Origin of the sequence: Paracoccus indicus, assembly GCF_003056335.1 — a bacterium.
Classification (GTDB): domain Bacteria; phylum Pseudomonadota; class Alphaproteobacteria; order Rhodobacterales; family Rhodobacteraceae; genus Paracoccus; species Paracoccus indicus.
Map to the genome: position 1 here is coordinate 104769 of NZ_PYWA01000002.1, position 13574 is coordinate 118342.

The window sequence follows — 13574 nt, forward strand, 5'->3', positions numbered from 1 at the left end:
TTGATTTTCGACGCCCGATTGCCGACAAGTCGGGCCAACGACAGAAGGGGCCGCCAAGGCCCGAATGACCCTGCAAGGGGGACGGAAGGGCAAGGCTGATGGGCGCCTATATCCTGCGGCGTTTGCTGCTGATCATCCCGACGTTGATCGGCATCATGCTGGTCAATTTCACGCTGACCCAATTCGTGCCGGGCGGCCCGATCGAACAGATCGCCGCCCAGATCCAGGGCGAGGGCGACGCCTTCCGCAACATCTCGGGCGGCGGAGCCGAGGCGGGGCAGGCCGCACCTTCGGGATACGAGGGCGCGCGTGGCCTGCCGCCCGAATTCATCGCCCAGCTGGAACAGGAATTCGGCTTCGACAAGCCGCCGGTCGAACGCTTCTTTACCATGCTGTGGAACTACCTGCGCTTCGATTTCGGGACCAGCTGGTTCAGGTCCATCAGCGTGGTCGATCTGGTGCTGGAGAAGATGCCGGTATCCATCACGCTTGGGCTGTGGTCCACGGTGATCGCCTATGTCATCTCGATCCCGCTTGGCATCCGCAAGGCGATGCGGGACGGATCGCGGTTCGACACATGGACCTCGGGCGTGATCATCATGGCCTATGCCATCCCGGCCTTCCTCTTCGCGGTCCTGCTGATGGTGCTGTTTGCAGGTGGCAGCTATTGGCAGATCTTCCCGCTCCGCGGGCTGACATCGGACAACTTTGGGGACCTGTCGGCCTGGGGCAAGATCAAGGATTACGCTTGGCACGCCACCCTGCCGGTGCTGGCCGCGACGATCAGCAGCTTTGCCACCCTGACCCTGCTGACCAAGAACAGCTTCCTGGATGAGATCAACAAGCAATATGTCATGACCGCCCGCGCCAAGGGCCTGACCGAACGGCGCGTCCTTTACGGCCATGTCTTCCGCAACGCCATGCTGATCGTGATCGCGGGCTTTCCGGCGATGTTCCTTGGCGTCTTCTTCGGGTCAAGCATCCTGATCGAGACGATCTTCTCGCTGGACGGTCTGGGCCGCCTTGGCTTCGAGGCAGCGGTGCAGCGCGACTATCCGGTGATCTTCGGCACGCTCTATGTCTTCGGGCTGCTGTCGCTGGTCGTCGGCATCCTGTCGGACCTGATGTATGTCTTCGTCGATCCGCGCATCGACTTCGAAAAGAGGGCGGGCTGATGGCGATGTCCGAACTGAACCGCCGCCGCTGGCGCAACTTCCGCCGCAACGGGCGCGCCTTCTGGTCGCTGGTGATCTTCGCCGTGCTGTTCGTGACCGCCATATTCGCCGAGGTGGTGGCCAACGACAAACCCGTCGTCGTCAGCTATCGAGGCGAGCTGTTCTTCCCGGCCTACAACTTCTATCCCGAAACGGCCTTCGGCGGCGATTTCGGAACCGAGGCCATCTATCGCGACGAGGCCGTGCAATGCCTGATCGTCTCGGGCGGGCGGGAAAACTGCTGGGATGATCCCGAGGGCTATATCGATGCCGTCAGGGACGGCAGCGCAGGCGTTCCGGACGCCGAGCAAGGCTGGATGATCTGGCCGCCGATCCCCTATCACTTCCGCACCATCAACAACGTGGGCACCGCGCCCTCTGCACCCGACAGCGCGCATCTGCTGGGCACGGATGACACGGCGCGCGACGTGCTGGCGCGGGTGATCTATGGCTTCCGCACTTCGATCCTCTTCACGCTGATCGTGACGGTGATCGCATCCACCATCGGCATCGCGGCGGGGGCGGTGCAGGGCTATTTCGGCGGGCGGACCGACCTTGTCTTCCAGCGGGTGCTGGAGATCTGGGCATCCACCCCCGGTCTTTATGTCATCATCATCCTCTTCGCGATCCTGGGGCGCAGCTTCTGGCTGCTGGTCTTCGTGACGATCCTGTTCGGCTGGCCGGCGCTGGTGGGCGTGGTGCGGGCGGAATTCCTGCGGGCGCGGAACTTCGAATATGTCCGCGCGGCCCGCGCACTTGGCGTCAGCGACTTGAAGATCATGTTCCGCCACATCCTGCCCAACGCCATGGTGGCGACGCTGACCATGCTGCCCTTCGTCGTCACCGGCACCATCAGTGGGCTGGCAGCGCTGGATTACCTTGGTTACGGCCTGCCCGCAGGCTCGGCCTCGCTTGGGGAAATGGCGCTGCAGGCCAAGCAGAACCTTCAGGCGCCCTGGCTGGCCTTCACCTCGTTCTTCACCTTCGCGATCATGCTGTCGCTGCTGGTGTTCATCTTCGAGGGGGTGCGTGATGCATTCGACCCCAGAAAGACCTTCCGATGACCGGACCTGACGACCAAGGTGAACTGCACCCGACCATCCCCGCGCCCGGCGCTGAGGCGGCGGTGGCCGAAGGGCATGGCGCATCCATGCCCGGCACCGCTGACGGCCATGCCACCGATGCGGGGCGGTCAGATGCCGTGCTGGACGTGCGCGACCTGAAGATCGGTTTCCGGTCCGAGGGCAAGCTGACGCTGGCGGTCAAGGGCGTCAGCTTCCACGTCGGTCGGGGCGAGACCGTAGCGCTGGTGGGCGAATCGGGGTCCGGGAAATCGGTGACGGCGCTCAGCACCGTGCAACTGCTGGGGGACTCGGCTGAAATCGAGGGATCGGTCAGCTATGCCGGGCGACAGATGGTCGGCGCGCCGGAAAAGACCCTGCGCGAGATACGCGGCAACGACATCAGCTTCATCTTCCAGGAGCCGATGACCTCGCTGAACCCGCTGCACACGCTGGAAAAGCAGCTGTCGGAGAGCTTGGCGCTGCATCAGGGGCTGACGGGGGCCAAGGCGCGGGCGCGTATCGTGCAGCTGCTGGACCGCGTGGGCATCCGCGACGCCGAAAGTCGTCTGGCCGATTATCCGCACCAGCTGTCGGGCGGTCAGCGCCAGCGCGTGATGATTGCCATGGCGCTGGCCAACGGGCCGGACCTGCTGATCGCGGATGAGCCGACGACGGCGCTGGACGTCACCATCCAGGCGCAGATCCTTGACCTGCTGGCGGAACTGAAGGCCGACGAGGGCCTGTCGATGCTGTTCATCAGCCACGATCTGGGCATCGTGCGCCGCATCGCCGACCGCGTCTGCGTCATGAAGGACGGAGAGATCGTCGAGCAGGGCCCCGTCGACCGGATCTTCTCCGACCCGCAGCACCCCTATACGCAGAAACTGCTGAATGCGGCGCCGACGGGGCAGGCCGAACCCTTGCCCGACGACGCGCCGCTGCTGGTTCAGACCCGTGACCTGAAGGTCTGGTTCCCCATCAAGCGCGGGCTGATGCGCCGCGTCACGGGCCATATCAAGGCGGTGAACGGCGCGACGCTGGACCTGCGCGCGGGCCAGACTCTGGGCATCGTGGGTGAATCGGGCAGCGGCAAGACCACGCTGGCCTTGGCCATCATGCGGCTGATCGAAAGCGACGGGCCGATCCTCTATATGAGGCAGGACATCCAAGGGTGGGGCGCGAAACAGCTGCGTGCCCTGCGGCGCGACATGCAGATCGTGTTCCAGGACCCCTTCGGCAGCTTGTCGCCGCGCATGACGGTCGAACAGATCATCATCGAGGGTCTGGGCGTCCACGGGGTCGAGAAGGGCCGCGACCGCCGACAGATGGTCGCCGAGATCATGACCGAGGTCGGCTTGCAGCCCGACATGATGCACCGCTATCCGCATGAGTTCAGTGGTGGCCAGCGCCAGCGCATCGCCATTGCCCGCGCCATGATCCTGCGCCCCAAGGTGGTGGTGCTGGACGAACCGACCAGTGCGCTGGACATGACCGTGCAGGTGCAGATCGTCGATCTGCTGCGCAACCTCCAGCGGAAATACGGGCTGGCCTTCCTGTTCATCAGCCACGACCTGCGCGTCGTGCGCGCCATGTCGCATGAGATCATGGTCATGCGCGCCGGCGAGGTCGTCGAACAGGGCAGCGCCGCACAGATCTTCGATGCGCCCGCCCATGACTATACCCGCAACCTGTTGAATGCGGCCTTCCCGCAGGGACGCCCGTGAAGATCCTTTTCGTGCACCAGAACTTTCCGGGTCAGTTTCCGCATCTGTCGGCGGAACTGCAGCGCCGCGGGCATGAGGTTCTGGCCCTGACCGATGAAAAGAACCAGCGGCCCAGCCCGGTGCGGACCATGCGCTACAAATCGCCCGAGGGGGTCAAGACCGACAGCCCCCTGGGGCGGGTCTATTCCGAACATGCCGAACGCGGGCTGATGACTGCACGCGGGGCGCGGGCGCTGCGGGACCGGCACGATTACACCCCCGATGTCATCATCGGCCACCCCGGTTGGGGCGAGACGTTGTTCCTGAAAGAGATCTGGCCCGACGCCCGCCTGCTGGTCTATGCGGAACTGATGTATCGCACCCGTGGCCATGACGTGGGCTTCGACCCCGAGGTCAGCCCCGCCACCGACGAGGGGCGCTTCATGACCATCTCGCGCTCGGCCCATCTGGTGCAGGGCGTTCTGCAGGCCGATGCGGCCATTGCGCCGACGCGCTATCAGGCCGACAGCTTTCCGCCGGAACTGCGCGACAAGATCACGGTCATCCATGACGGCATCGACACCGAACGCGTCAGTCCCGACCCCTATGCCAGCCTGACCCTGCCCGACGGCAGCGTGCTGACCCAGAAGGACGAGGTCCTGTCCTTCGTGTCACGCTCGCTTGAACCCTATCGCGGGTTCCATGTCTTCATGCGCGCCCTGCCGCAGATCCTGAAGGCGCGGCCCCATGCCAAGGTCGTGCTGGTCGGGGCCGAGGGCGTCAGCTATGGCGGCAAGCCGCGCGATGCGGGCAGCTGGAAGGAAAAGCTGCTGGCCGAGGTCGGCGGCCTGTTGGACATGTCGCGGGTGCATTTCCTGGGGCGGGTGCCCTATGACAGCTATCTGTCGCTGCTGCGCGTGGCGCGGGTGCATTGCTATCTGACCTATCCCTTCGTGCTGTCGTGGTCGCTGACCGAGGCGATGGCGGGGGGCTGCTATGTCGTCGGATCGGACACCGAGCCGGTGCGCGAACTGATCAAGGACGGCGAAAACGGGCGGCTGGTGCCCTTCTTCGACGTGGACGCATTGGCAGCCGCGCTGATCCGCGGCCTTGCGGGAGATCCTGATGCGCCGCGCCTGCGCCAGGCGGCGCGCGACACGATCCTGCAGGGGTATGATTTGCACAGCCGCTGCCTGCCTGCCCAGATCGAGTGGGTGGAAAGCCGGGGGGCGATGCGCTAAACCCTTTCGACTTCACGAAAGAGGCCCAGATGGTCCAGATCCGACTGACGAACACCCGCACGAAGCGCAAGGAGGACCTTGCGCCCATCGATCCTGAAAACGTCCGTCTGTATCTCTGCGGACCGACGGTCTACGACCGCGCGCATCTGGGCAATGCCCGGCCCGTGCTGGTCTTCGACGTGCTGGTGCGCCTGCTGCATCACGTCTTTGGCGCCGATCACGTCACCTATGTGCGCAATTTCACCGACGTGGACGACAAGATCAACGCCGAGGCGCAGCGTCGCCGTGCGGCTGGCAGCGAGTTGTCGCTGGAGGCGCTGATCGACGAACGCACCGCCGAAACCATCGGCTGGTATCATGCCGACATGGATGCGCTTGGCGCGATGCGCCCCGATCACGAACCCCGCGCGACGCAATATATCACCGAGATGATCGCGATGAACGCCGATCTGATCGCCAAGGGTCATGCCTATGAGGCTGAGGGACATGTGTTGTTCGACGTTCGGTCCTTCCCCGAATACGGCAAGCTGTCGGGGCGATCGGTCGATGACATGATTGCGGGTGCGCGGGTCGAAATTGCGCCCTTCAAGCGCGACCCGATGGATTTCGTGCTGTGGAAACCCTCGTCTGACGACCTGCCGGGCTGGGACAGCCCTTGGGGTCGTGGGCGTCCGGGCTGGCATATCGAGTGCTCGGCCATGTCGGCGGCGCTGCTGGGGGCGCATTTCGACATACACGGCGGCGGCATCGACCTGCAGTTTCCGCACCACGAGAACGAGATCGCCCAAAGCTGCTGCGCCCATCCGGGCGAGGGTTTCGCCAACATCTGGCTGCACAACGAGATGCTGCAGGTCGAGGGCAAGAAGATGTCCAAGTCGCTTGGCAACTTCTTTACCGTCCGCGACTTGCTGGACAAGGGGATCCCGGGCGAGGTCATCCGCTTCGTCATGCTCTCCACCCACTACCGCAAGCCGATGGACTGGACCGAGGCCAAGGCCGCCGATGCCGAAGCGGTGCTTCGGCGGTGGCATGGGCTTGTCGCGGGCATCGAGCCCGCGACAAGCCCGGCACCCTCGGTGATGGCGGCGCTTGCCGATGACCTGAACTCTGCGGGCGCCATTGCGGCCTTGCACGAGTTGGCGGCCAAGGGGGACGGGCCGGGGCTGCTGGCCTCGGCGCGGATGCTGGGGCTGTTGCTGCCGGAACTGTCGGGCTGGGCGCAGGCAGATGATGCGGCCTCGGATCAGATCGAGGCGCTGCTGGCTGCACGGCTGGAGGCCCGGAAGGCCCGTGACTTTATGCGCGCCGATGCGATCCGCGACGGCTTTGCCGCCGCCGGGGTCGAGGTCAAGGACACGCCCGCTGGTCCCGAATGGTCGCTGGCCTCGGGCTTCGATGCGGCACGCCTGGCGGAACTGGCCAAGGCCCATGGCGCATGACGCTTGATGCCTGCACGGACATGCTGCGCCAGCAGGACCCCGATCGCTTCGGGGCCGTGCTGGCGGCAGAGCAGGACGACCGGCCTGCGTTGGTCACGCTCTATGCGCTGAACCTTGAGATTGCGCGTGCCCCCTTCCAGTCGGCCGAACCGATGCTGGCCGAGATGCGCCTGCAATGGTGGGTCGACCGGCTGGCCGAGATGGGACGTGGCACCGCGCCACCCCTGCATGACGTGCTGACGCCCCTTTGGGAGGCGTGGGGGGCGCAGGCCGGGACTCTGGTGGATCTGACCGAGGCCCGCCGCCGAGATTGCGAGCGCCAACCTTTCCACGCGGCATCCGAGGTTGTCGAATACGTCGATGCCACGGCAGGTGCGCTGATGTGGGCGGCGGCGCATCGCTGTGGTGCCCCCGAAGGCACGCGCGAGATCGTGGCCCATCAGGCGCGCGGGGCGGGGATTGCCGCTTGGCTGCGCGCCTTGCCGCAATTGCAGGCAATGGGGCTGGGCATGGACCGCCCCGATCCCGAACACCTGAAGGATCTGACGACCCTTGCGCGCGAGGGGCTGCGGATGGCGGCGCGTCAGCACCGCAAGCTGCCTTCCCGTGCGGCGGCGGCGCTTTATCCCGGCCCCCGTGTGCCGCGCCTGTTAAGCGAGATCGCACAGGGGCGGGTAAATGCCTATGCCGAGACCATCGCGCTGACGCCCTTTCAGCGGCGGGCCTCGCTGGCGCGACTGGCGATGACCGGGCGGTGGTGGCGCTGAAGAAAGCGCTTTTCCTTCCGCGGCAGCTATGGAAGGAATTGAGGCAGGGGCCCGGCTGATCGGGCCGGACGGAAGGGGCGCGATGGCAAGGTTCGATGCAGAGGCAAGGGCGGGTCTGTCGCTGATCGCTCCGCCGTTTCTTTACGCGCTGGTCATTCTGGCGGCGCCGTTGCTGACCATCCTTGCCTACAGCTTCCTGACCGACGGCTATCTGGAGATCATCCGCGATTTCACCTGGGACAACTATGTCCAGGTGATGACCGATCCCATCGTGCGTGTGGTGATGACGCGGTCGCTGATCGTGGCGATGGTCGTGACGGCGGTGACGGTCGTGCTGGCCTTTCCGGTCGCCTATTACGTCAGCTTCGTGGTGCGGCCCGAACGCAAGTCGCTGTGGCTGTTCCTGATCACCATTCCCTTCTGGACCAGCTATCTGATCCGGGTTTTCCTGTGGAAGGTGATCCTTGGCTATAACGGAGTCGTCAATTCGTCGCTGACGGGCCTTGGCATCATCGATGAGCCGCTGACCTTCATCCTCTACAACGTCAATTCCATCGTGATCACGCTGGCCCATGCCTATGCGCCCTTCGCGATCCTGCCGATCTTCGTGACGTTGGAAAAGATCGACCGGTCATTGCTGGAGGCAGGGCGGGACTTGGGCGAAAGCCGGGCGATGACCTTCTGGCGGGTGACCTTGCCCTTGGCGATGCCGGGCGTTCTGGCGGCTGTGCTGATCGTCTTCATCCCGACCATCGGCGATTACGTCACCCCCGAGGTGATCGGCGGCGGGAAGATCCCGATGATCGCCAACATGATCCAGGTGCAGATGCTGGCGCTGGACAACCGGCCCCTCGGATCGGCGCTGGCGGTGACCGCCATGCTGATCGTTGCGGTCATCAGCGTGACCTTCCTGTTCCTGAACCGCCGCTTCCTGAAGGTGCGCCAATGAGCAACCATTCCAAAGGGCGGGGCCTGCAGGCCTATGCGGTGCTCTATCTGCTGTTTCTTTATGCGCCAATCCTGCTGCTGCCTATCTTCGCCTTCAATTCCGGCACGATCATCGCCTTTCCGCTGCAGGGATTCACGACCGAATGGTTCGCGCAGATGTGGGGCAATGCGACCCTGCGGCGGGCGCTGACCAATTCGCTGACAATCGCGGTCAGCGCCTCGGTGCTGGCCACCTGCCTTGGCGTATTTGCAACCCGCGCCTCGACGCGCTTCAGCTTTCCGGGGCGCGGCGGGATGATGGGCTTCATCATGCTGCCCATGGTCCTGCCCGAGATCATCGTCGCCATGTCGCTGCTGGTGGTGCTGCTGGGCATGGGGGTGCAACTGTCCCTGCTGACGGTGATCCTGGGCCATGCGCTGATCTGCATGCCCTATGCCATCGCGATCCTGTCCACGGCCTTTTCCAGCCTCGACCGGTCGCTGGAGGAAGCGGCCTTCGATCTTGGCGAGACGAAATGGGGCGCCTTCCGACTGATCACGCTGCCGCTGGTCATGCCCGGCATCATCAGTTCGCTGCTGATCAGCTTCACGATCAGCCTGGACGAATTCATCATCGCCTTCTTCCTTGCGGGGAACGAACCGACTTTGCCCACCTATATCTTCAGCCAGCTGCGCTTTCCGCGATCCATCCCCGTCATCATGGCGCTTGGGACGGTGCTGGTGATCCTGTCGGTCGTCCTTCTGGCGATCGGCGAATATTTCCGCCGCCGGGGCAATGCCCGCATCGGTGGCGCACCGACCGGAGGGTTGCTGTGACCAAGCCCAAGGCCATGATCGAATGCCGTGACGTGCATAAGTATTACGGCGACTACCACGCGCTGCGCGGCATCGACCTGACCATCAAGGGGGGCGAGTTCTTTTCGCTGCTGGGCCCATCGGGCTGCGGCAAGACCACGCTTCTGCGCACCATCGCGGGGTTCGAGGATATCAGCAGCGGTGTCGTTCTGATCGACGATCGCGAGATGGGTGATGTGCCTGCCAACAAGCGCCCGACCAACATGGTCTTCCAGTCCTATGCGATCTTTCCGCATCTGACGGTCGCGGAAAACGTGGCCTTCGGGCTGCGCCGTGACCCGCGTGGCAAGGCCGAGAAGGCCGCCGCAGTGGACGAGGCTTTGGCGATGGTCGGCCTGAAGGGCTATGGCGCACGCTCGGCCCATGCGCTGTCGGGCGGCCAACGTCAGCGGGTCGCGCTGGCCCGGGCGCTGATCCTGAAGCCCAAGGTGCTGCTGCTGGACGAACCGCTCTCGGCGCTGGATCGCAAGATGCGCGAACAGATGCAGGTCGAGCTGATCAAGCTGCAGCGTCAGGTCGGCATCACCTTCGTTCTGGTCACCCACGATCAGGAAGAAGCCCTGGTCATGTCCGACCGCATCGCCGTCATGTTCGAGGGCGAGATTGCCCAGTTGGACGGCCCCGAGGCGCTTTATGCCCGCCCCGCCACCCGCCGCGTCGCCGATTTCATCGGAGTGATGAACTTCCTGCCGGCGCATATCGTGGCCGACATCGGGGGCATCGTCACCGTGGATGTGCCAGGCCTGGGGCAGGTGCAGCTGCCGCATTCGCAGGTCAGCCGCGCCAATGAGGATGACGAGGGCGCGATGATCGGTTTCCGCCCCGAAACCATGACGCTGGTCGGTGCGGGCGCCACCCACAACCAGCCGCGCGAAACCAATGCCACCATCGACGAGGTCGTCTATTACGGCGATATGACCTATTACGACCTGCGTCTGGACGGGGTCGCGCGCACCGATGGCAAATCGCGCACCGTGCGGATTTCCATGCGCAACGTCTTTGGCCGCGATGTGCAAGAGGTCGGCACCCGCACCCGCCTTGCCTGGTCGCCCGGGTCGCTGGTGCTGTTCCGCTAGGATCGCGGCGTCATCTTCAGCCAGATGCCGTCCTTGGCCCGGATGGTCAGGCGGGCCACGGGAAGGGGTTCGCGGTCGGTCGTCTCCAGCCGGAAGGCGCGGGTGATGGCGGCCAGCATGACCACGCCCTCGACCATGGCCAGCCCCGCGCCGGGGCAGGCGCGGGGTCCCGCGGAAAACGGCAGATAGGCGGTCCGGGCGCTGGTCTTGCCTTCGAGTGTATCCCACCGCGCAGGGTCGAAGTCGTCGGGCCGGTCCCACAGCCGTTGGTGTCGGTGCAGATGCCAAGGTGAGACCACCAACTGCGCCCCGCGCGGCAGGCGGCGTTCGCGGAAGGTTTCGGTCTGCGTCGCCTCGCGTGCGAACATCGCCACGGCGGGATAAAGGCGCAGGGCCTCGCGGAAGACGGCGCGGGTCGCCTTCAGGGTGGAAACGCTGGCAAAGTCATCGCTCAGTTGCACGGCCTCGGCGGCCACACGATCTTGCCATTCGGGATGCGCGGCCAGCAGCCACAAGGCCCAGGCCAGGACCGAGGCGCTGGTCTCATGCCCAGCCAGAAACATCACCGCGACCTGATCGACCATCTCGGCCCGGGTGAAGCAGGCGCCAGTTTCCGGGTCGGGTGTCGTCATCATCTTGGTGGCCAGATCATCCGGCGCGGTGCCATCCGCGATCTGCGCCAGCCGCGCATCGACCAGATCGGCGATCAGCCCACGGATCTGCGCGGCGCTGGCCCGCGTGCGGCGGGAATGGGGGCGCGGCATCCAGCGCGGCAGGGGCAGCAGGGCGGCCAGATTGACCAGCGGCTGAGCCTCCTGGTGGGCGCGGAAGGCGTGGAAGACCTGCGCGGCGATGGCATGTTCGACGGGCAGGGAAAACAGCACGCGAAAAATCACATCGGCCGCCGCATGGGCCAATTGCGGCTCGACATCCGTGATGCCGGTTGGCATCCGCGACACCGCCGCGCGGGCGGCGCCCAGAATGGCGGGATAGCTGTGGCGGATACGCCCGCCCTCGAACGCCGGATCGATGATGCGGCGCTGATGCGCCCATTCCGCGCCATTGCTGATGAAGACACCGTTGCCTAGCAGCGGAGCCAAGCCTTCGCGCATCCGGTTCGATTTGGGGAAATCGGCAGGGCGGTCCTGCAGGATGGTCTTCAGCAGCGCAGGGTCGTTGCAGAAGAAGCTGTGGATGATGGGGGTGCGGAACTCGGCCATCCATGCGCGATAGAGGCGTTCGGGCAGCGCCCCCAGCAGGTCGCGCCGAAAGCCGCGCATCAGGGTGCGGATGGTGCCGCGACCTTCCGCGCCGGTGGGGCGGGGTGCCTTCATCTGCGTTTGCCGACGGGGCGGGTGATCCGACCGGGCGAATGGTTGCGCGCCCCGAAGCGTTGCGCCAGCGTCTGCGGCCCTGCGGTGATGGCGAAATAATCGTAATCGCCCGGACGGTCGAAAGCGCAGAGGTATTGGAAATGCAGCCGGAACCAGCGGTTGCGGATCGCCTTCTGGCGTTCGGGCGACAGGGTCTGGGTATAGGCGGCCGAGATCACCAGCGGCCATCTCTGGTCCGGTCCCGCCATGCCGCAGACCGCGACCGGATCGCAGAGCGCAAAGCAGCAGGCGTCCCCCGGCGCTGTGACATCGGTCCAGAAGATGCCATCCGCCTGCGACAAGAACGCCAGATCATCGCGCAGCCGGTGGGCACGCGGCAGGAAACCAGCCATTGGCACGACATGGCCAAGCGTCAGCAGCGACAGCGCGGGACCATGCCGGGGGCCTTCGCGCAGCAGATCGGCCAGAACCGAGACCGCCAGATAGGCGCCCGAGGAATGGCCGATCACCAGCACCTCGTCCAGGTCCTGCGCAAGGATCGCCTTCAGCCGATCGCGGAATTGGGTGATGCGATCTTCCAGCGCGGGGGGATAGGCGCCGTGGTGGGCACCGGTGAAGGCATAGTCGTGCATCAGGTAATAGGCGAACAGCCGGTGATCCAGCCGCCGTCCCAAGACCAGAACGCCCCAACCTGCCGCCAGTCCCAAGGGCAATCCCCAAAGGCCGCCGCCCGCCGCCGATATGCCCCAAGTCACCAAGGCCGCCATGCCGATTGCCAGCGCAAGCTGCGCCAGCAGCACCGCGATGGGGTAGAAGGCCGCGATCACGGGTCCCCGCCGCAGCCGCATCAGCCTGGTGATCGTGCCCGAGGCGATATAGATCCACATCGTGCGGAACAGCTGCCGATAGGTTCCCACGATCCCCGTCGACATGGATGCCTGCACGATGTCGGACCAGAGCGCGACCTCGAAGCGAGTCTCGACGTCGCGACCCTCGACATGCGCGCCCACGCGCCAGGCAAAGCCGCCGCCGTCGGGCTGGGCCTTCTTCATCCGCAGCTTGTGGCCGGATATCCGCGCCTGATCCGCCGCCTCGCGTCGATACAACTCGCGATAGCGGCGGGGCGGGATGGGATCGAAACCCGGCAGATAAAGGACATGGCGGCGAAAGGGGACGGTCATTCGGGCCTCGGGTCGGTTCAGGGCCAGAATAGGGCAGAGGCGTGGCGCGACAAGCCCTTGTGCGGTCAGTCCTGCTGCCAGTGGGCCTCATGTGCTTCGATCGCGGCGATGCGCTTGGCGACGGGCGGATGGGACGAGAACCATGCGGGCGCACCGCGCCCCATGGCCCCCGTCAGGCGGTCCAGCTTCTGGAACAGCGATTTCTGCGGGGCGGTGCCGAAACCCGCCTTGATCATCAGGGCGCTGGCGAATTGGTCAGCCTCGAATTCGTCCTGACGCGACAGGCGGGCGGCGACGGCGGTGGCGACGGCATTGGCGATCCAGACGCCGATGCCGGGCAGAAACCGGCCCAGAATGCCTGCCAGCGCCATGCGGATGGCGTTCTGCCCGGCGAAGTCGATCATCCGGCGGCGGGAATGGCCAAGGCTGACATGGCCCAATTCATGCGCAATGACGCTGGCCAGTTCCTCGGGCGTAACTTCGCAGGCGTCCAGCTTGCGGATGAAACCACGGGTCAGGAAAATGCGCCCATCAGGGGCGGCAAGGCCGTTCACCGGCTCGACCTCGTAGATATGGGCGCGGATCGGGGGCAGGTCCATCGCCGCGCCAAGGCGTTTCAGCATCGGAGTCAGGCGCGGGTGGTTCAGAGGGGTGGCATGGTCGTTCAGGTCCCGCTTCAGCCGCCAGGCCGAAAAGAACCACATCGCGGCCAGATAGAGGCCCAGCAGGATGATCGGCGTGAACTTCAGCAT

Annotated in this window: 12 protein-coding genes; 9 read left to right on the forward strand and 3 right to left on the reverse strand. The window is 65.2% G+C overall.

Going from position 1 to position 13574, the window contains the following annotated elements; all coding sequences use genetic code 11:
- Positions 1-98 precede the first annotated feature (98 nt).
- The 9 genes from DDE75_RS03435 (at position 99) to DDE75_RS03475 (ending at position 10307) form a co-directional block, all read left to right on the forward strand.
- Positions 99-1175, forward strand: a complete 1077-nt coding sequence (locus DDE75_RS03435; RefSeq protein WP_108501004.1) for a microcin C ABC transporter permease YejB — start codon at positions 99-101, stop codon at positions 1173-1175.
- Positions 1175-2278 carry an ABC transporter permease gene (locus DDE75_RS03440; protein ID WP_108501005.1) on the forward strand — a complete coding sequence of 368 codons (1104 nt, stop codon included), beginning with the start codon at positions 1175-1177 and terminating at the stop codon, positions 2276-2278. The genes DDE75_RS03435 and DDE75_RS03440 overlap by 1 nt, the downstream gene beginning before the upstream one ends.
- An 86-nt stretch (positions 2279-2364) precedes the next feature.
- Entirely contained in the window at positions 2365-4002 is a 1638-nt protein-coding gene (locus tag DDE75_RS03445) for an ABC transporter ATP-binding protein (RefSeq protein ID WP_108501320.1), read from the forward strand.
- Positions 3999-5222 carry a glycosyltransferase family 4 protein gene (locus DDE75_RS03450; protein WP_108501006.1) on the forward strand — a complete coding sequence of 408 codons (1224 nt, stop codon included), beginning with the start codon at positions 3999-4001 and terminating at the stop codon, positions 5220-5222. Before DDE75_RS03445 ends, DDE75_RS03450 begins: the two co-directional genes overlap by 4 nt.
- Positions 5223-5251: 29 nt before the next feature.
- Complete coding sequence (gene cysS, locus DDE75_RS03455; protein ID WP_108501007.1) at positions 5252-6661, forward strand: cysteine--tRNA ligase; 1410 nt, start codon at positions 5252-5254, stop codon at positions 6659-6661.
- On the forward strand, positions 6658-7428 hold the full coding sequence (locus tag DDE75_RS03460) for a squalene/phytoene synthase family protein (RefSeq protein ID WP_162798892.1): 771 nt from the start codon (positions 6658-6660) through the stop codon (positions 7426-7428). The genes cysS and DDE75_RS03460 overlap by 4 nt, the downstream gene beginning before the upstream one ends.
- Before the next feature lie 82 nt (positions 7429-7510).
- Positions 7511-8377 (forward strand): ABC transporter permease, encoded by an 867-nt coding sequence (locus tag DDE75_RS03465; RefSeq protein WP_108501321.1) that lies wholly within the window; start codon positions 7511-7513, stop codon positions 8375-8377.
- Positions 8374-9192, forward strand: a complete 819-nt coding sequence (locus DDE75_RS03470) for an ABC transporter permease (protein ID WP_108501009.1) — start codon at positions 8374-8376, stop codon at positions 9190-9192. Before DDE75_RS03465 ends, DDE75_RS03470 begins: the two co-directional genes overlap by 4 nt.
- A 14-nt stretch (positions 9193-9206) precedes the next feature.
- Entirely contained in the window at positions 9207-10307 is a 1101-nt protein-coding gene (locus tag DDE75_RS03475) for an ABC transporter ATP-binding protein (protein WP_108501322.1), read from the forward strand.
- Here DDE75_RS03475 and DDE75_RS03480 read toward each other — a convergent pair.
- The 3 genes from DDE75_RS03480 to DDE75_RS03490 all read right to left on the reverse strand — a co-directional run bounded on the left by DDE75_RS03480 (position 10304) and on the right by DDE75_RS03490 (position 13574).
- Positions 10304-11641: a cytochrome P450 gene (locus DDE75_RS03480; protein WP_108501010.1), complete on the reverse strand. Its 1338-nt coding sequence runs from the start codon at positions 11639-11641 to the stop codon at positions 10304-10306. The two genes, DDE75_RS03475 and DDE75_RS03480, sit on opposite strands and share 4 nt — an antisense overlap.
- Positions 11638-12822, reverse strand: a complete 1185-nt coding sequence (locus DDE75_RS03485) for a hypothetical protein (RefSeq protein WP_108501011.1) — start codon at positions 12820-12822, stop codon at positions 11638-11640. Before DDE75_RS03485 ends, DDE75_RS03480 begins: the two co-directional genes overlap by 4 nt.
- Before the next feature lie 65 nt (positions 12823-12887).
- Positions 12888-13574, reverse strand: coding sequence for a M48 family metallopeptidase (locus DDE75_RS03490; RefSeq protein WP_108501012.1), 687 nt, complete (start codon positions 13572-13574; stop codon positions 12888-12890).

Bases quoted from the DNA above. Each gene is read 5' to 3' on its own strand.
- cysS (WP_108501007.1), top strand. From the start codon at position 5,252: ATGGTCCAGATCCGACTGACGAACACCCGCACGAAGCGCAAGGAGGAC.
- DDE75_RS03475 (WP_108501322.1), top strand. From the start codon at position 9,207: ATGATCGAATGCCGTGACGTGCATAAGTATTACGGCGACTACCACGCG.
- DDE75_RS03490 (WP_108501012.1), bottom strand. From the start codon at position 13,574: ATGCTGAAGTTCACGCCGATCATCCTGCTGGGCCTCTATCTGGCCGCG.
- DDE75_RS03440 (WP_108501005.1), top strand. From the start codon at position 1,175: ATGGCGATGTCCGAACTGAACCGCCGCCGCTGGCGCAACTTCCGCCGC.
- DDE75_RS03480 (WP_108501010.1), bottom strand. From the start codon at position 11,641: ATGAAGGCACCCCGCCCCACCGGCGCGGAAGGTCGCGGCACCATCCGC.
- DDE75_RS03460 (WP_162798892.1), top strand. From the start codon at position 6,658: ATGACGCTTGATGCCTGCACGGACATGCTGCGCCAGCAGGACCCCGAT.
- DDE75_RS03485 (WP_108501011.1), bottom strand. From the start codon at position 12,822: ATGACCGTCCCCTTTCGCCGCCATGTCCTTTATCTGCCGGGTTTCGAT.
- DDE75_RS03465 (WP_108501321.1), top strand. From the start codon at position 7,511: ATGGCAAGGTTCGATGCAGAGGCAAGGGCGGGTCTGTCGCTGATCGCT.
- DDE75_RS03470 (WP_108501009.1), top strand. From the start codon at position 8,374: ATGAGCAACCATTCCAAAGGGCGGGGCCTGCAGGCCTATGCGGTGCTC.
- DDE75_RS03445 (WP_108501320.1), top strand. From the start codon at position 2,365: ATGCCCGGCACCGCTGACGGCCATGCCACCGATGCGGGGCGGTCAGAT.
- DDE75_RS03435 (WP_108501004.1), top strand. From the start codon at position 99: ATGGGCGCCTATATCCTGCGGCGTTTGCTGCTGATCATCCCGACGTTG.